We start from the raw sequence: 17,052 nt of genomic DNA, 5'->3' as shown, positions 1-17,052 counted from the left end.
TATTGTCAGTTTATTCCAAAACTCACGAAAAAAGGCCACCGCTCTGGGTGACCTTTGAATAGAATATATAAATGCTGTGGTTTACATTCTGGAATAATCTTTTGTCCAGGACATTCCGATAGCCCCTTCGCCAGTATGAACACCGACGACGGGTCCAAGAAAACTGAAGTTGAAGCGGACAGTCGGGTACTTTTCTTCCAGCGATGACATGAATTGTCTGCCTTCTTCTTCACAGTAGGCATGGACTACAGTAGCCTGGATAGGAAAAGGAGAATTCTTAACCGATTCTTCAAACAATTCCTCCATCTTTCTGACTGCTTTTTTCTTAGTTCTAATTTTATCGAATGGAATGATTTCTCCAGCTCTCATAGTCAGAACAGGTTTGATTTTCAATAAAGTTGCAACGCCACCTGCTGTTCGGGATAACCGTCCGCCTTTAATCAGATTTGTCAGATCGTCAACAACAAAATAGATTTCAGTCTCAGATTTCAGTTCTTCCAAACGCTCAATGATGTCGTTCACTGATTTACCCTGTTTAGCCATTCGTGCAGCTTCCTTGACCTGAAATGCCAATCCTGCTCCAGCCAGACCTGAATCAACTGGATGGACAGATATGTTTTCCATAGATCTTGCGACGCTGAACGCATTCTGGAAAGTCCCGGAAATCCTGCTGGAAAGATGAATACTGATGATGGCATCATAGTCATCTTGCAGACTTTCATACAAAGCCGTGAAATCTCCCACAGTTGGCTGGGAACTCGTCGGCAGCTGTTCGGCATGTCTGACTTTCTCAAAGAATTCATCAGTGGTTATATCAACTTCTTCTTTATACACTTCTTTTCCAAAGATACAGGATAAAGGTACAAAATGTATATTGTCCTCTGTATATTCCTTCTCATTTAAGTAAGCCGTACTATCTGTTACAATTGCAATACGCATATTTTATTTTTCACCTCCGTCATAAAAGAGTTGACCTGGTAAACTTAATCCGCCCTATGTGGGCTGACTAGGCCTTATTTAAAAGGCTGACTTTTATTATACACCAACTTAATAACGAATTGAAAGGGACCTGAGTATGAAAAACTATCGAACTTTGAAACAAAATGGTCAGCACGAACTGATCATTAAGAAGTCACGTTTCATTTGTACATTGGCAAGAACAGAGACTGAAGAAGAAGCCCAGCAGTTCATCGATACGTTAAAGAAAGAGCATTGGAAAGCTAATCATAATTGTTCTGCCTATCTCATTGGTGAAGATGGAATGATCCAGCGGGCGTCTGATGATGGTGAACCGAGCGGAACAGCCGGCGTTCCCATGCTTGAAGTTCTGAAAAAAAACAACCTGCAAAACGTGACCGCCGTGGTGACCCGTTATTTCGGAGGCACTAAGCTGGGAGCTGGAGGGCTGATCAGAGCATATAGCGGGGCTGTCAGCGAAACACTTAAAGAACTTGGTATCGTCGAGAAAAGACGCCATCAGTTTATACAGATCACTGTTTCATACCCTGTGAGCGGCAAGCTGCAGAATGCTCTCCATCAGTCTACTTATCGTCTGGAGTCCATTGACTATACTGACCAGGTCACATTTATCTGTCTCATCGAGAGTGAACGTATTCAAACGTTCGAAGAAGAAATTACTGAGTGGACCAGTGCCCAGTTTTCTCAAACTAATGGGGCCGAAGCATGGGTCGAAGTCCCTGTCGATGGCTGAAATAAGAATAATTAGTGAAAAGTGAGCAAATCAGACTGTTATTTTCTTTGAGTCTATTGACACTTATCGTCTTTCAGCCGATAATAATACAGGATTACTCTTTTTAATTATAAGTAAGGCATCGAAGGAGACAGTAAAGTGAGTAAATTAAAACCAAATTCAAGAATGTATTCAAATCACCGTCAAAAAAAGAGAAAGCAGCGAATTATTTTAGGGATTCTTATTCCTTTATTTACTGTCATTTTAATAGGAGCCATGTATGCTGCACGGTTATTTGCCACGATCGAAAATGAAATCGATGCTTCGTTCGTAGAAATCGATCGGCCGGAACCTGTTGAAGAAGTCAACCCGATCGATCAGCCGGTCTCTTTCCTTTTCATGGGCATCGATAACGATGATGTACGCGGACTTCAATCCACCCGAGCAGATTCCATTATTTATGCCACATTAAACCCATTAACACACGAAATGAACATGCTGTCCATTCCTCGAGACACTTATGTCCCGATCATGAGAAACGGTACAGTCGTTCGATGGGACCGAATCAATGCCGCTTATGCAATCGGCGAAGAAAGCGTCATGGTTCAGACGATCGAGGAATGGCTGGATGTTCCTGTCCACTATTATGCTACCTTCAACTTTAATGCCTTTTTAGATATTATTGATGAACTCGGCGGTATCGAAATGGAAGTGCCTGTCACGATTACTGAGATGAACTCTTCCGATCAGTCCGGAGCAATCCGACTCGAAAAAGGGTACCAGACTCTTAATGGAGAAGAAGCCTTGGCATTAGCTCGAACTAGAAAAATTGACGATGATGTTGCACGCGGACATCGTCAGCAGTTGATCATTGAAGCGATCATTCAGAAAGCTCTTGAATTTCAGTCAGTGTCCCGGTATACATCTATTGCTGAGACAGTAGGTAGCAACATGCGCACGAACATGAGAATGAGAGATATGACAGCTATTGCGCAGACTGGATTAAATCAGGCATTTACGGTCGAATCTCATGTATTCGAATGGTCAAGTTTCATTGAAAGAGACATGGATCTGGTCAGGATTCAGCCTCAAAGTTTCACTGCCATTCAGTCCGCCCTTCAGGACTCCTTGACCCGTACAGAAAAAGATGATCAGTCGAGTTTATCAGAAGACAGAACAGAAACTCAGACCAGCAGTTCCAATGAAGAGGCAACTGGATCTGCAGATTCGTCAGACTGATTTTAATTGGCTTCAGTCATTAGAACTTACAAATTATAAAAGCACGTGTCCGGCTCAGTAGCATGTTCTACTGAGCCGGACACGTGCTTTATTTGTATTCGAGGAAAAGCTTACATCAAGCATTGAAAATTAGTCTCTGGACTATTCAGCAATATTTTTACCCGTTCAGTTTTCTCCCGAACTCTTTCAGTTTTTTTAGAAGCGGCCGCCGTTCTTCACCTACCAGCCCTATTATTTCCACAAAGAGCTCTACACCAAGCAATACGAAAACAGTCAGAAGAACGGATCCAATTAATGTAGAAAAATTATAAAGCATGGCGATTACAGAGAAAATAGCCGATACACAATAGATAGCAAGCACCGTCTGTCTGTGAGACAAACCTAGCGACATCAGACGATGGTGAATATGATTTTTATCTGCAGTTGATATCGACTGCTTGTTGAGTTTTCTTCTTATCATGGCAAATAACGTGTCCGTAACGGGGATCCCCAGAATAATGATCGGGAGGATCAGGGAAATTAGTGTCGCATTTTTCAGCCCTTGAAGGGAGAATACCCCTATCATGAATCCGAGGAACAAAGCTCCTGTATCTCCTAGAAAAATACTGGCCGGCTGAAAATTATAAGGCCAGAATCCAGCTATTGCCGCTACCAGGACGAATGTCATGATCGAAACCGACACTTCTTCAACAGTGAGGAAGAAAAAACCGATGATTCCCATAGTGAGCAGGGCAATCATAGAAATCCCACTGGCTAACCCGTCCAGACCATCGATCAGATTGATCGCATTGGTCAGTCCGACAATCCAAAGTATAGTAAATGGCATCTGCCATGATCCAAAGAAAATGGTGCCGAAGTAAGGAATCGTCATTGTTTCCAGAGCTACATTCCCCAGCCCGTATACCAACCCTGCAGCAGTTATTATTCCCATCAGCTTAACCAGAGGCTTCAGTTCATATTTATCATCGATCATTCCGGTAATGACAACCACAGAAGCCCCAATGAATAAAGGAACAATCTGCGAGGATGGGATTGGAAGCAGAACAAATGACGAGAAGAAAAAGGCAATAAAAATAGTAATGCCCCCCATCGTCGGCATGACTTTATCATGTACCCTCCGTTCTTCAGGGACATCCAGAATATTAAATACTCTAGCAACCACCTTAAATACTGGTGTTAAAATCAGTGTGCTGAGCATGGTGAAGATACAAACCATCAGCACAATAAACATATTATACATATCCGTACTCATTTCTTTAAACATTTTATATAATTATAGCATCCTATATGGAAAAATCCCAATTGCAATTAAAAACAACTTGAATTAAACTTATTAATAACACACATTCCCGTTTTAGAAAAGAGGACTCTATGCGATCAGATAGACAGACACAAAATGATAAAAGAAAATTATGGATCAAACGCAGCATTCTGGCAGCCGTGGTGGCTCTTGCTTTCGTTGTCGGTACGCTTTCCGGCTATTATGGTTATCAAATCGTTCAGCTCCTGGCTGATGTATCTGAAGATACTCCTGAAGAACTGAGGGATACTTCAGAAAGTGACGAATCGATTAGATCCATGCACCCGATCTCAATCCTCGTTCTTGGACTAGACGAAGATGATGTATCGAGCCGTTCTGATTCAATGATGGTCATTACGCTCAACCCTGGTCAGGAATCTACAAAAATCGTGTCTATTCCTAGAGATACATTAATTACTTTGCCGAACAGCAACAGACAGGAAAAAATGAACGCTCTTCATGCCATATACGGTATTCCTGGTGTTATCGATTATATTGAAGATTACCTTGCCATTCCCCTGTCTTTCTATGCAACTTTAAATTTTGAAGGTCTGGTCGATTTAGTAGATGCTGTTGGAGGCATCACCGTTGACTCCCCACTGTCTTTCACCGTACAGGACAGTGAAGAAACCTCACATGCCATTGAAATCGAAGAAGGGATTCAGGAACTTGATGGAGAACAGGCCCTGGGTTATGCCAGAATGAGGAAGCAGGATCCGCGGGGGGATTTCGGTAGACAGGAAAGGCAGCGTCAGGTAATCGAAGCTCTGGCAGAAGAGCTGCTTTCTTTCGGATCGATTGCCAACCTGACACCCATACTAAATGCCATTCGCCCCAATCTGCAAACGAATATGACTGGACAGCAGATTATGGCAGTGGCTTCAAACTACAGACCAGCTGCACAGACAGTAGAATCTATAGAAATCGGGGGGACAGAAGATTTTGTCTACTTCCCGGAGTATGGTCATGAGCTGTATGTTTACCGCCCTTATGAACAAAGCCTGCTTGCTGTCCAGGAAGAACTGCAGGCCCATTTGGAACTGGACGATGTCCTTGAGACTGACATAAATGAGGACATACCTCTCGAAACAGACGACAGTTCAGATGACACCACAAATGAATCTGGAAATGATACAGGTACAGACTGATTCAATACTCGTGAAACAGAAAAAAGTGAAGACAGCCCAATTATACCGGGTCTGTCTTCACTTTTTTATTTAGTAGCTTCCAAAAAGAACTCATATCTTGCCCCTACATACTGGGCACGTACATATTCAAACGGTTTATTATCCTGTGTGTAACTGACTTGTCTAAGTCTCAGGATAGGAGATTCTCTTTTGACATGAAGCAGATCTGCTACCTTCTCAGAGGCCCATGTCGCCGATATGGTCTGCTCGGCTCTGGCTACTTCAAATCCCTCGTCTGATAATGTGCGGTATAGATGACGGGTCAGCTGTTCTTTACTGAACTTCTCAACGATTCGCTGAGGAAGGGTGGCCACCTCAAAGCAAATCGGTTCCCCGTCTGCAAAACGAATCCGCTCCATGACCAGGACTGCTTCTCCACGTCCGAGCTGAAGTTTTTCAGCTTCACTTTCACTTGCCCGTTTTGAGTAATAAGACACCAATGTGCTTGATGGCTGTTTTCCGAGCTGTTCTATGGTTTCTGTAAAACTTGGTATGCCGCTCAGTTTTTCCCGGACTTTATCAGAAGCCACAAATGTACCGGCACCCCTTCGTCTTTCAAGCAGCCCTTCTTCCACCAGCGAACTCACTGCTTGTCTTGCTGTCATTCTACTTACACCAAAGGTTTCAGCAAGCGCTCTTTCTGAGGGTATCTTCTGCCCTTTTTTCCATTCATTTGAAACAATCATTTGTCTCATTTTATTGTGCATTTCAATATATACAGGAATTCTGTTAGTCATTTGCATTCCTTTCTAAAAAAGAGACGATATTACAGCTGACTGGCAGCTTCCTCATCTACTATGATAACGACATCAGGATGTGTCTGAAGAATACTCGAAGGAACTTCTTCTGTTACAGGTCCGTGGACGGTTCTCTCTATCGCTTCCGCCTTGTTCTCACCATATGCCATTAATATAATCTTCTTAGCAGACATAATAGATTTAATCCCCATAGAGAAAGCATGTCTTGGTACATCTTCTTCGGAATCGAAATAGCGTTTGTTAGCATCGATTGTTTCCTGTGTCAGAGAAACTTTATGGGTCTTGCTATCGAATGATGTTCCCGGTTCATTGAATCCGATATGCGCATTTGTTCCGATACCAAGTATCTGAACATCGATCGGATGTTCAGCAATTATTTTATCATAATTTTCCGGTTCTGTGTGTTCGTCTCCAAGTCCATCCGGCATAAATGTCTGCTTGAATGGCTTAGAATCAAATAAGTGTTCTTTCATAAAAGTATGGTAACTCTGAGGGTGGTCTTCTGATAAACCAATGTATTCGTCCAGATTGATGGCTGTCTTATCTGAAAAGTCCAGCTCACTTGATCTTAATTCTTTATACAGTGTCTCAGGTGTGCTTCCGGTAGCCAGACCAAACACTTCAGCCCCACTTTGAACAGCTTCTTTGATCAGTTCATATGCCTTTTTCCCTCCTTCGTTTTTATCTTTTACTTTTATAACTTTGATAGTGCTATTAGTTGAATTCATTTATCTTTCCTCCTGAAACGGTAGATAAAATAGTCAGATTTTCATCAATGACCAGCAAATCTGCATCGCAGCTTGGTCTTAGCTGACCTTTCTTTTCGAGTCCGAACTCTTTAGCCTGATTGAACGCACTCATTTTAACAGCTTCTTCTATGGAGCAGCCTGTATAGTCGATCATATTTCTGAATGCCTCAATAAAGGTCAGAACGCTGCCTGCGAGCGATCCATTTTCAAGCCGCGCCTGCTTGTCTTTGACTGTAACAGTCTGTCCCCCCAGCTCACTTTCTCCATCAGGCAAGCCCTTGGCACGCATAGAATCTGTGATGAGCTGAATGCCGTCCGCTCCTTTAGTCTGATAAGCAAGTCTGACCATCGGTTCTGATATATGGTAGCCGTCCACGATCATCTCTACCATCACATCTTTTTCAAGCAGACCATAGCCGCTGACACCAATGTCACGATGATGCAGGCCTTTCTGTCCATTAAAGAGATGTGTGATGTGTGTCGCTTTGGAAGCCTTCAGTTCCTCGTAAGAAGCACCTGAATGCCCAGCTGAAAGAACGATTCCATTTTCAGAACAGTATGCCTCAAATTCCTCAATGTCTCCATTCTCCGGTGCATAAGTGATTAGTTTGATCATCCCACCGCTTTCTTCCTGCCACTTTTTAAGCGTATCAAGTTGAGCTGGTCGAATAAAAGCCTCAGGTTGAGCTCCTTTAAAGTCTTTTGATATGAAGGGGCCCTCAATATGAATACCCTGAATAAGTGAATTGCTTTCAGCAGCTTCCTTTACGGCTTTTACAGCAGCTTCGATCTGCTCATCGGATTGAGTGATCGTTGTTGCAAAGTAAGAAGTGATTCCCTCTTCAAGCATTTTATTGACCATTTCATCTATCTTATCAGCATCTGCATCCATCACATCCACTCCATATCCGCCATGACTATGGACGTCTATAAAGCCTGGAATGATCATTTTCCCATCAAGATCCTGTACTTCATCCGATTCTTCTTCTTCAAAGGCTTCCATTTTACCTACACCAGTGATTTCATCTGTGAAGCGGATATAGCCGTTGTCGATTTTTCCTTCGCCAGTATAAATACAGGCGTTTATCATTACCTTTGCCATGAAAATCCCCCTATATTTTTTGTGTATAAAACCCTTCACCGGTAAGCAAAGGGTTTTATCATAATTAATCTACGGTTAACCTTACTTCCAGAACTCATCAAATATGGTTATAGGCAGATGCCGTTTATGCTGTGTTTTGAGATACCAGTCTTCAATCGTCTCAGCAGCTTCTTTAGACACTTCTTTGCCAGTTAGATAACGGTCGATTTCATCATAAGTAACTCCCAAAGCTTCTTCATCAGCTAGACCAGGCTTGTCGCTTTCGAGGTCTGCTGTTGGTGTCTTCTCTACGAGATGCTTAGGTGCATCGAGTTCTCGTAGAAGCTGTTTCCCCTGCTCCTTGTTCAGTCGGAACAGAGGATTAAGATCTGTCCCACCATCTCCGTATTTGGTGAAAAATCCTGTCACTGCTTCAGCCGGATGATCTGTTCCCAGTACGACGCCATCAGTATCTCCAGCTATGGCGTACTGAGCGACCATTCGAGCGCGAGCTTTGATATTTCCTTTGTTAAAATCACTGACTTCAAAATCATTTGATTCAAGACTTTTTTCCAGTGCATCCACGGATCCCTGGATATTAACTTTGAACACTTTGTCAGGTTGGATCCATTCGATAGCATCCATGGCGTCAGCTTCATCTGCCTGCTCACCATATGGCAGACGTACAGCAATGAAGGCATAATCTTCTCTACCAGTCTCTTTCCTTAACTCCTCCATAGACATCTGAGCAAGTTTCCCTAAAAGAGTGGAATCCTGTCCTCCTGACAAACCCAGGACAAGTGTCTTCAAGAAGCTGTGCTTCTTAAGGTAATCTTTCATAAGATCGATCGATTTTCTAATCTCTTCTTTAGGATTGATTTCGGGCTGTACCTGCATTTCCTCTACAATCTGTTTCTGTAAATCTGACATCATAACAATCGCTCCTTCGGTTTGATTTTTACATATGAATCGATTTAAAACAAGGCATCATTTTCTGAATGTGTAGATTTCGCAATCTCCTTGAACAGCTTGATCGTTTCAACTTTCGCATCATATAGCTCCTGGGACAAGTCGACTGGATACGGTTCTGGATTCAGAAGGCGCTTATTCTCTTCCCATTGTTCCGACAGGCTTTCTTCAGCATATCTTTTGATTTCTTCAAGTTCAGGCATGTCATACACCAGTTCACCGTCTACAATGATATCCTGCAGAAGAGGACGCGCAGTAAAATCTTTTACCGTTTTGTTGATGTATGTGTACTGAGGATGGAACATGTACAATTCATCCTGCTGATCCGGACGTTCCCCATCCAGTGCAATATAATCCCCTTCAGGCTTCACATTGTTCTTTGAACGAATGCGCCAGACCTGCTTTTTGCCTGGAGTAGAAATCTTAGCAGCATTTGCTGTCAGCTTAAGTGTGTGGTGCATCTCTCTATCGTTTCCTTCGACCGACACGATTTTATAGACTGCTCCTAAAGCTGGCTGATCATAGGCTGTTATCATCTTAGTCCCGACTCCCCAGACATCAATTTTTGCTCCCTGCATCTTAAGGTTTAGGATGGTCTCAGCATTCAGATCGTTAGATACAAAAATTTTGGCATCTGGATAGCCAGCTTCGTCCAGCTGCTGTCTAACTCGCTTGGATAAATAGGATAAATCTCCTGAATCCAGTCTTACACCCTGGAAGTTGATCTTGTCGCCCATTTCATTGGCCACTCGAATTGCATTAGGGACACCAGAATCCAGGGTATGATACGTGTCAACAAGGAACACACAATCTTTGTGTGTTTCGGCGTACGCCTTAAATGCCTGGTATTCATCTCTATAAGCCTGCACGAGTGCATGAGCATGGGTTCCCGCAGCCGGAATACCGAATACTTTTGCGGCTCTTGTATTACTTGTCGAATCACAGCCTCCTATATAAGTTGCACGTGCTCCCCATAACGCTGCATCAAATTCCTGAGCTCGTCTAGCTCCAAACTCAAGGACCGGATCATTTCCGGCAGCACTTTTGATCTGCGATGCTTTAGTCGCGATCAGAGTCTGGAAATTGACAATATTCAATAGAGCGGTCTCAATCAGCTGACAGTCAGCCAGCGGCCCTTCCACTTGAATGAGTGGTTCGTTGGCAAAAGCAACCTCGCCTTCCTTAAAAGAGCGGATCGTTCCTTTAAAACGCCACTCTTTAAGATAGTCCAGAAAGTCTTCAGGAAATGTTTTAATTTCTCGCAAGTACGCAATATCTGACTCTGAGAACTTTATGTTAGTAATATAGTCGACGACGCGTTCAAGTCCGGCGAAAATCGTATACCCCATGCCGAATGGGTTGGATCGGTAATAGACTTCAAATACTGCTTTTTTTGTATGGTTGGCTTTCTTCCAATGTGTATATATCATATTGAGTTCATAAAAATCGGTATGCAATGCCATACTGTCATCTGCATAAGTTTGATACATTCTTTTTCCTCCTTAAAACGGGCACTTCTCTGTATGCAAGTATACCATAATTCTGACTGACCTGCGCCTCGTCTGTCTGGAATGACTAGTTTTTTGAAACAAAAAAACCAGCTACCTGTTGATACAGGTCTCTGATTTTAGATTATACTATTATAAAATGCGATCACCTTGTTAGACTGTTCACTTAAGGAGAACTTTAATGCTGCTTTTCTCAATTGTCTGCCTTTCATCTGCAAACTTCCCTGTTGCCATTCTTTTTGAGCGGAGATCAAAGCTGATTTCAACTCTTCTCGGCTTTCGTTCTTAATCAACCAGCCAATATCTGGAGTGTTCAGAAGATTGTTTACATCCCCTACATCAGTAGCAATTACAGCAACCTCTTGTTCAGCTGCTTCAAGCAAAACGAGGGGAAAACTTTCACTCCTAGAGGGATGGACTAGAAGATCACTGTGCCTGATTAAGGTTTTTAGCTCGTCAGAACCTAGCCATCCATTGAAATAAAACTTAGCAAGTCCTTCATGCTTCTCTGCTCGTACCTTTAGCCGCTCATATTCTTCCCCTTCTCCACAAATATGAACCTGGCATTCAAACTCTTTCATATCTGATAAAGCATCAAATAGAAGGTCATGATTTTTAATAGGATGCAATCTTCCAATTGTGATAATTGAGAATACATCTGTACTTCTATCTGATGAATCGATGGGCTTAGGTGCAGCAAAGTCGATACCATTATTAATAACTCTTATCCGATCTGTCTGAACACCTAAATCGATAATAATGTCTTTAATTTCCTTGGAAACTACAATAACTCCATTTGCTCCAGTCAGACAGGTCGTATTTATTTTTTCGAATACTTTCCCTTTTAAATTATTCTTTTCAAAATCGAGTAAAGGATTGCTGTGAATCGTTGTCACCCATTTGGCTTTTATAAAGGGGCTTAGAAGTCGAATAAAGAGATTGGCGCGAGGGCCGTGTGAATGGACAATATCAAACTCCTGACTGTTAATGTACTTTAACAGGCGTATCAGTACACGAAGATCATATCTGCTCTTCTGCTCAAATACTGTGACTTTCAGCCCTCTTTGCCTAGCTTCCTGAGCAACCGGCCCCTCTTCCAAAACGAGCAGTTCAGCTGACTCACCTGTCTCCTCAAGTGCACAGAGTAAAGAAACGATATGGACCAGTCCACCACCAAACTCGTTTCCTGCGTTGATATGGGCTGTTTTCATATCGTTTCTTCCTTCTTGTTCTGTCTGTAAACTTCCCTTATGAAATAAGGCAGGGCAAGCATGCGCTTGTATCTTGACGGCTGCTTGACGAGTCGGTAAAGCCATTCGATATGGAACCGTTGAACTAAGTACGGGGCACGTTTGGTTTTACCCGAGAGGACATCAAAGCTTCCGCCTACTCCGACCGCAATCCCATAATCAGCCGCTGCCAGATAAGACTTAATCCATTTCTCCTGTCTGGGAAAACCGAAAGCTACCAGAACAATATCAGGTCGAGTGGCTTTGACCTTCTCAATCATCTGAGGGTCTTCGTGATTGAAGTAGCCGTGATGGTATCCGGCGATTTCAAGATCTGGCCATTTCTCACTGACATTACTGACAGTCAGATTAATGATGTCTTCTTTGGCGCCGATAAAATACACCCGTTTATTGCTCAGGCTTGCTAGCTCAAGAAGGCCCAGCATCAATTCGAATCCAGGAACTCTCTCCTTGATTGGGGTCTGAAGTTTTCTGGAGGCCTGAACTATCCCGATTCCGTCCGGTGCAATAAAATCAGCCTCCATCAACAGTTTATAATAGTCCGGATTGTCATGAGCATACATGACAATTTCAGGATTAGCAGTCACAAGAAAAGTCTTTTCTTTTTTGTTCATACGTTCATACAGTCTTTCCAGAAATTCTTTTCGTGTCATATTGTCAAAAGGAATACCAAGAATCGTTATCTTATTCTGCATTTAAATGTTCATCCATTCTTGTTAAAAAAAGTAAAGCTGAAGATACATAGTCAGAAGCAGGTAACATTCAGAGCATTTAGTTAGTCTATAGCTACCTGATTTTTACCATTTTGTTTGACTTTATAAAGCAGACGGTCCGCACGGTTAAAGAATTGACTAACTGTTTCCGACGGACGAAATTCAGCAATTCCTGCACTGCTGGTCACTTCAGCCGGTTCAGTAAAGTCATTCCCATGAAAAGAAAGGCGAATCGACTCAGCTAAATCTCTCGCTTCTCTCAAATTTGTACCTGGAAGAACGAGAAGGAATTTGCCACCCTCAAAAGTTCCCGCCAGATGACCTTCCTGAAGTTTTTCCTGTATAATCACTGCAGCTTTCTTAATCAGTTCATCCCCGAAAAGAGGACCATAAAGAGAATTGTGTTTTTGAAGATTATCTATGTCAAAAACTATCATAGATAAGGTTTCCAGCTTATTCTTGCTTGTTTTTGATATGAGACTGCCCAGCTTGACAAGGATATTAGACCGGTTATACAGCCCTGTCATCACGTCCCGTTTAGACTGAAGTTCCCACTCTTTGTTTTTTCTCAACAGCTCTTCTTTTTCCTCTGCATAGTCAGAAACATCAAAAACGATTCCTGAGAGGAAAAGAGGACTCCCGTCTTCTGACCGCTGAGTAACTTTACCCCGGTCATAATACGTTTTATAGCTTCCATCTTTTGTCCTGATCCGATATCTGACTTCCCATACGGGTATTTTACCAGCAAGATGATCTCTCATTTCATCCATAACACGTTCATAGTCATCCGGGTGGAGACGCTCAGTAAAGAACTGAAAATCCACATAGTCGGGAAGTTCTTCCTTCGTATATCCCAGCGCTGTAGCTTTTTTGGGGTTGAAAGTGACTTTATTAGCCGGAAAGTCCCAGAACCAGTGTCCCAAATTGCCTGTCCATGCAAATTCGAGCGAATCCTGCTGTTCCTGCTGATCAAGCAACTCTCGATTTAATCTTCTGACGGTCGCCAGTTCTTCTTTCAATCGTTCGATTTCCTGTTCTTTTTCGTTCATAAAATCGTCTCCTTTAGTATATCCAGTATAATACAGAAAGCTTACTATTTATACATCTGGAAAGATCTAATCAGAGAAATAAGAGAGAGTTCACATAATTGTCGATTTTAAAGGAAAGACAGCTCGATGCTTATCTAATATTTTTTTATTAATCTTCAGATCTCTCGATCGAAATCAGATGAACTTGAAGAGGATGACTCTCCATAACTGGCCCTTCATGAGTAACCATTACCTGATCCCCCAGTTCGAAGTTCTGATTATCTCCTGGATTGATAGAAACTTCAGTACCCGATTGTCGAATTTCTTCTCCTTCATCCGGCTCGATAATCAACGTGCCATCTTCTGCTACTCGAATTACTGTGCCTGAAAATACAGACGGTTCTTCCCTGTCAGCTGGATCACCTGTATCCTGTGCCCTGCATCCTGCTGAAACGATGATGAAAAGAGCCATAAAGGCTGCTATTTTCTTCATTTCATCCCTTCTTTCGCTTGACTTAATGTTTCTTAAGAAGCAGCTGATCTATAAAATGATCAGTGGTTTTGTGAATAATCATGTCGGCTCTAAAACGTGTTGGAAGAATATATTCCTGCAGATTCTTCAAATTAATGGTACGCCAGACATTCTTCGCCATTATAAACGCCTCTTTTCTGTCCCCTACCGCGTATGGATAATAGTAGTTGCTTGGATCCTTAAAGGCAGTCTGTAAAAGAAGACCGAAACGTTCGAGGTACCATTTTTCGATACGATCAGGTTCAGCATCCACATAAAAACTGAAATCAAAGAAATCGCTCACAAATATTTTTTCATTGGCAGGAAGCTGAAGGACGTTAATTCCTTCTACAATAAGGATATCCGGCTGGTCAATAGTTTCAAACTGATCAGGAACGATATTGTATAACTTATGTGAATACAGTGGGACTTTAATATTCCGACGTCCGCTCTTTACATCTCCCATGAATGAAATAAGCCTGTGCATGTCATAACTTTCAGGGAAGCCTTTACGATTAAGCAGGTTTCTTTCCTGAAGGACTTCATTCGGATACAAGAACCCATCAGTCGTAATCAGGTCAACTTTCTTATTCGGATAGGCCCTGGCCATCATGGTCTGAAGAAAACGAGCCAGTGTGCTTTTTCCAACTGCCACACTTCCGGCAATACCAATTACATACGGCTCTTTTGACTCTGGTCGATTCAGGATTTTTTTAATTTCTTTCTGTCTTTTATGATAATGCTTCAGATACTGATGCAAAATTTGAAGAATGGGCAGGTATATTTCTTTCACGTCTTTGACAGACACCTGGTCATTCAATGATCTCAGTGATTCCACTTCCTGATCTGATAGAGAAATCTCCGTATGGTTGTTCAGTTTTTTCCATTCTTCTCTGTTAATGATATAAAACGAATCGGATTCTCTCATCCGGTTCCCTCCGCTCTATGCTAATAATCTCTCCTAGTTTACCAAATGTTCAGGCCTCTTCACAATATCACTGTTTTTATTTTAAAGCCTAAATTAAAACTTTAATTAATTTTAAAGATCACTTGTTATGATAAATTAGTGTTTTTGTATAATATAAGTTAAGATAAATAAGATCAATCCTACTAGAACAACCGAGGTGAATTCATGAAGACCCTATCAGATCAGGCAGTCGGTACTGCACATGGAAAAATCATTCTTATTGGCGAGCATGCTGTCGTCTACAATGAACCGGCTATTGCCATGCCCTTTCTGGCCACTCCAGTTGAGGTCATTATAGAAAAAATCAACGGAGAGAGTGTCATATCTTCCAGTTATTACCAGGGTCTTTTACAAACAGTCCCTGATTCACTTAAGAACTTAAAAAGTCTGATCCAGTCGATCTGCAGTGATCTGAATCAGCCTGTTGATGGTCTGAGCATATCCATATCCAGCCTGATCCCGCCTGAAAGAGGGATGGGATCCAGTGCAGCGGTGGCAACGGCACTTGTTCGTGCTTTATTTGCCTATTTCGAAAGAGATATTGCTCATAATACTTTACTGAATTATGTTGAAATTTCTGAAAAGATCGCTCATGGAAACCCGAGTGGCCTGGATGCACGTGTTACCAGCAGTGCATCTCCTATTTACTATAAAAAAGACAGTCACTTTGCCTCGATCCCTCTGCATGTCTCAGGCTACCTCATCGCTGCAGACACCGGCATGAAAGGTCAGACCAAGAAAGCAGTCAGAGATGTTGCGAGACAGATGGAACGGGCATCGCATCAAACACTGACGATCATAAAGAAAATCGGTCATCTGACGGAAGAAGCAAGGCTGGCCATTCAAGATGATCATGTTGAGCGCCTTGGTGAACTGCTGACGCTTTCCCATGACTGCCTCAAGCAGATCAATGTGAGCAATGACCGACTCGATCATCTGGTAGACACCGCTATAAAGAATCATGCCCTGGGAGCAAAACTGACGGGTGGCGGTCGTGGTGGATGTATGATCGCACTGGCTCGTACAGCTAAGCAGGCTAAACTGATCGCACATAAACTGATGGAGAACGGAGCAGTCGAAACCTGGATCCATGCATTAGGAGAGAATAGCAATGAATAAATGGGTACGTGCACACACAAACATCGCCCTGATTAAATACTGGGGAAAAGAGAATGAAGACCTGATCATTCCTAAAAATAACTCTCTGTCACTCACATTAGATGCGTTTTATACAGATACTTCTGTAACATTTGATGATGCACTGACTGAAGATGAACTCATCCTTGATGGAGATAAGCAGGATGCCCGAACATTAAGCAAGGTTCAGAGAGTTCTGGATGAAGTAAGGACACTCGCAGGGCTCGAATCTAAAGCACGTATTGAAAGCATCAATCATGTACCAACTGCAGCTGGACTGGCTTCCTCAGCATCTGGTCTCGCGGCTCTTGCCGGTGCAGCAAGTCAGGCAGCCGGACTAGATTTATCTGATCAAGAATTATCCAAGCTTGCACGCATAGGATCCGGTTCAGCCTCTAGAAGTATATTCGGTGGATTTGCTGAATGGATCAAAGGGCATGATCACGATTCTTCTTACGCTGTTCCAGTTGATGACGCCCAATGGGATATCGGTATGCTGTTCATTATTGTCAACGATGCTAAAAAAGATGTCTCAAGCCGGGACGGAATGAAACGGACAGTCGAGACATCTCCCTTCTACGACGGGTGGCTGAATTCACTGGACGCTGATTTGTCTGCCATGAAGCAGGCTGTTTCCGACCGTGATATTGAGCAGGTCGGTCAGATTGCCGAACGGAATGCGCTTAAGATGCATGCAACAACATTGGGCGCTTCTCCTCCCTTTACTTACTGGACAGCTGAAAGCATGAAAGCAATGGATGCTGTCCGTGCATTAAGAAAGTTGGGCTATACAGCCTACTTCACAATGGATGCAGGCCCGAATGTAAAAATCATCTGCAGACAGTCAGACTTGTCTGCTTTAAAACAGGAACTGTCTAAAACATTTGGCGATGAACAGCTGATTGCTGCCAAACCAGGTCCAGGCCTGCATCTTCTCAACTGATTCCTGTTATCATCTATATTAC

The 17,052-nt window shown here is 42.6% G+C and carries 17 protein-coding genes; 5 read left to right on the top strand and 12 right to left on the bottom strand.

What is annotated here, in order from left to right; all coding sequences use genetic code 11:
* Positions 1 to 81: 81 nt before the first annotated feature.
* Positions 82 to 939 (bottom strand): DegV family protein, encoded by an 858-nt coding sequence (gene fakB, locus BMX79_RS00505; protein WP_091478225.1) that lies wholly within the window; start codon positions 937 to 939, stop codon positions 82 to 84.
* 136 nt (positions 940 to 1,075) lie between these two features.
* Here fakB and BMX79_RS00500 point away from each other — a divergent pair, with 136 nt between their 5' ends.
* Together BMX79_RS00500 and BMX79_RS00495 are read left to right on the top strand one after the other, a co-directional pair.
* The gene (locus BMX79_RS00500; RefSeq protein WP_091478224.1) at positions 1,076 to 1,711 is read left to right on the top strand and encodes a YigZ family protein; all 636 of its coding nucleotides are present in this window, start codon (positions 1,076 to 1,078) and stop codon (positions 1,709 to 1,711) included.
* A 138-nt stretch (positions 1,712 to 1,849) separates the two neighbouring features.
* The gene (locus tag BMX79_RS00495; protein WP_091478223.1) at positions 1,850 to 2,929 is read left to right on the top strand and encodes an LCP family protein; all 1,080 of its coding nucleotides are present in this window, start codon (positions 1,850 to 1,852) and stop codon (positions 2,927 to 2,929) included.
* 157 nt (positions 2,930 to 3,086) lie between these two features.
* Here the strand turns inward: BMX79_RS00495 and BMX79_RS00490 are convergent, their stop codons facing one another.
* Positions 3,087 to 4,169: a glycosyltransferase family 4 protein gene (locus BMX79_RS00490; RefSeq protein ID WP_256212627.1), complete on the bottom strand. Its 1,083-nt coding sequence runs from the start codon at positions 4,167 to 4,169 to the stop codon at positions 3,087 to 3,089.
* Between the two features lie 131 nt (positions 4,170 to 4,300).
* Between BMX79_RS00490 and BMX79_RS00485 the strand changes: the two genes are divergently transcribed.
* On the top strand, positions 4,301 to 5,377 hold the full coding sequence (locus tag BMX79_RS00485) for an LCP family protein (RefSeq protein WP_091478222.1): 1,077 nt from the start codon (positions 4,301 to 4,303) through the stop codon (positions 5,375 to 5,377).
* A 65-nt stretch (positions 5,378 to 5,442) separates the two neighbouring features.
* Here the strand turns inward: BMX79_RS00485 and BMX79_RS00480 are convergent, their stop codons facing one another.
* The 10 genes from BMX79_RS00480 to coaA form a co-directional block, all read right to left on the bottom strand.
* Positions 5,443 to 6,153, bottom strand: a complete 711-nt coding sequence (locus BMX79_RS00480; protein WP_091478221.1) for a GntR family transcriptional regulator — start codon at positions 6,151 to 6,153, stop codon at positions 5,443 to 5,445.
* A 29-nt stretch (positions 6,154 to 6,182) separates the two neighbouring features.
* The gene (locus BMX79_RS00475) at positions 6,183 to 6,902 is read right to left on the bottom strand and encodes a glucosamine-6-phosphate deaminase (protein WP_281282329.1); all 720 of its coding nucleotides are present in this window, start codon (positions 6,900 to 6,902) and stop codon (positions 6,183 to 6,185) included.
* Positions 6,889 to 8,025: an N-acetylglucosamine-6-phosphate deacetylase gene (gene nagA, locus BMX79_RS00470; RefSeq protein ID WP_091478220.1), complete on the bottom strand. Its 1,137-nt coding sequence runs from the start codon at positions 8,023 to 8,025 to the stop codon at positions 6,889 to 6,891. Before nagA ends, BMX79_RS00475 begins: the two co-directional genes overlap by 14 nt.
* Positions 8,026 to 8,106: 81 nt before the next feature.
* Complete coding sequence (gene nadE, locus BMX79_RS00465) at positions 8,107 to 8,934, bottom strand: NAD(+) synthase (RefSeq protein ID WP_091478568.1); 828 nt, start codon at positions 8,932 to 8,934, stop codon at positions 8,107 to 8,109.
* Positions 8,935 to 8,978: 44 nt separating this feature from the next.
* Positions 8,979 to 10,463 carry a nicotinate phosphoribosyltransferase gene (locus BMX79_RS00460; protein ID WP_091478219.1) on the bottom strand — a complete coding sequence of 495 codons (1,485 nt, stop codon included), beginning with the start codon at positions 10,461 to 10,463 and terminating at the stop codon, positions 8,979 to 8,981.
* A 137-nt stretch (positions 10,464 to 10,600) separates the two neighbouring features.
* A complete protein-coding gene (locus BMX79_RS00455; RefSeq protein WP_170230932.1) occupies positions 10,601 to 11,692 on the bottom strand; it encodes a glycosyltransferase family 4 protein in 1,092 nt (363 codons plus the stop codon).
* Positions 11,689 to 12,426, bottom strand: coding sequence for a WecB/TagA/CpsF family glycosyltransferase (locus BMX79_RS00450; RefSeq protein ID WP_091478217.1), 738 nt, complete (start codon positions 12,424 to 12,426; stop codon positions 11,689 to 11,691). Before BMX79_RS00450 ends, BMX79_RS00455 begins: the two co-directional genes overlap by 4 nt.
* 80 nt (positions 12,427 to 12,506) lie before the next feature.
* Positions 12,507 to 13,493 (bottom strand): GGDEF domain-containing protein, encoded by a 987-nt coding sequence (locus tag BMX79_RS00445; protein ID WP_091478216.1) that lies wholly within the window; start codon positions 13,491 to 13,493, stop codon positions 12,507 to 12,509.
* Positions 13,494 to 13,641: 148 nt separating this feature from the next.
* Positions 13,642 to 13,965, bottom strand: a complete 324-nt coding sequence (locus BMX79_RS00440) for a hypothetical protein (RefSeq protein ID WP_091478215.1) — start codon at positions 13,963 to 13,965, stop codon at positions 13,642 to 13,644.
* A gap of 22 nt (positions 13,966 to 13,987) precedes the next feature.
* Entirely contained in the window at positions 13,988 to 14,911 is a 924-nt protein-coding gene (coaA, locus tag BMX79_RS00435; RefSeq protein WP_091478214.1) for a type I pantothenate kinase, read from the bottom strand.
* Between the two features lie 204 nt (positions 14,912 to 15,115).
* Between coaA and mvk the strand changes: the two genes are divergently transcribed.
* Together mvk and mvaD are read left to right on the top strand one after the other, a co-directional pair.
* Positions 15,116 to 16,069, top strand: a complete 954-nt coding sequence (mvk, locus tag BMX79_RS00430) for a mevalonate kinase (protein WP_091478213.1) — start codon at positions 15,116 to 15,118, stop codon at positions 16,067 to 16,069.
* On the top strand, positions 16,062 to 17,030 hold the full coding sequence (gene mvaD / locus BMX79_RS00425) for a diphosphomevalonate decarboxylase (protein ID WP_091478212.1): 969 nt from the start codon (positions 16,062 to 16,064) through the stop codon (positions 17,028 to 17,030). Before mvk ends, mvaD begins: the two co-directional genes overlap by 8 nt.
* The last annotated feature ends 22 nt before the right edge of the window (positions 17,031 to 17,052 follow it).

The sequence above is a fragment of the Alkalibacterium pelagium genome, assembly GCF_900109325.1.
Lineage (GTDB): Bacteria > Bacillota > Bacilli > Lactobacillales > Carnobacteriaceae_A > Alkalibacterium > Alkalibacterium pelagium.
The sequence above is the reverse complement of the archived record's forward strand: the minus strand, read 5'-3'. Positions and strand labels throughout refer to the sequence as shown.

Coding starts and splice junctions, on each gene's coding strand:
- fakB (WP_091478225.1), bottom strand. CDS start 939: ATGCGTATTGCAATTGTAACAGATAGTACGGCTTACTTAAATGAGAAG.
- BMX79_RS00500 (WP_091478224.1), top strand. CDS start 1,076: ATGAAAAACTATCGAACTTTGAAACAAAATGGTCAGCACGAACTGATC.
- BMX79_RS00490 (WP_256212627.1), bottom strand. CDS start 4,169: ATGTATAATATGTTTATTGTGCTGATGGTTTGTATCTTCACCATGCTC.
- BMX79_RS00485 (WP_091478222.1), top strand. CDS start 4,301: ATGCGATCAGATAGACAGACACAAAATGATAAAAGAAAATTATGGATC.
- BMX79_RS00480 (WP_091478221.1), bottom strand. CDS start 6,153: ATGACTAACAGAATTCCTGTATATATTGAAATGCACAATAAAATGAGA.
- BMX79_RS00475 (WP_281282329.1), bottom strand. CDS start 6,902: ATGAATTCAACTAATAGCACTATCAAAGTTATAAAAGTAAAAGATAAA.
- nagA (WP_091478220.1), bottom strand. CDS start 8,025: ATGGCAAAGGTAATGATAAACGCCTGTATTTATACTGGCGAAGGAAAA.
- nadE (WP_091478568.1), bottom strand. CDS start 8,934: ATGTCAGATTTACAGAAACAGATTGTAGAGGAAATGCAGGTACAGCCC.
- BMX79_RS00460 (WP_091478219.1), bottom strand. CDS start 10,463: ATGTATCAAACTTATGCAGATGACAGTATGGCATTGCATACCGATTTT.
- BMX79_RS00455 (WP_170230932.1), bottom strand. CDS start 11,692: ATGAAAACAGCCCATATCAACGCAGGAAACGAGTTTGGTGGTGGACTG.
- BMX79_RS00450 (WP_091478217.1), bottom strand. CDS start 12,426: ATGCAGAATAAGATAACGATTCTTGGTATTCCTTTTGACAATATGACA.
- BMX79_RS00445 (WP_091478216.1), bottom strand. CDS start 13,493: ATGAACGAAAAAGAACAGGAAATCGAACGATTGAAAGAAGAACTGGCG.
- BMX79_RS00440 (WP_091478215.1), bottom strand. CDS start 13,965: ATGAAGAAAATAGCAGCCTTTATGGCTCTTTTCATCATCGTTTCAGCA.
- coaA (WP_091478214.1), bottom strand. CDS start 14,911: ATGAGAGAATCCGATTCGTTTTATATCATTAACAGAGAAGAATGGAAA.
- mvk (WP_091478213.1), top strand. CDS start 15,116: ATGAAGACCCTATCAGATCAGGCAGTCGGTACTGCACATGGAAAAATC.
- mvaD (WP_091478212.1), top strand. CDS start 16,062: ATGAATAAATGGGTACGTGCACACACAAACATCGCCCTGATTAAATAC.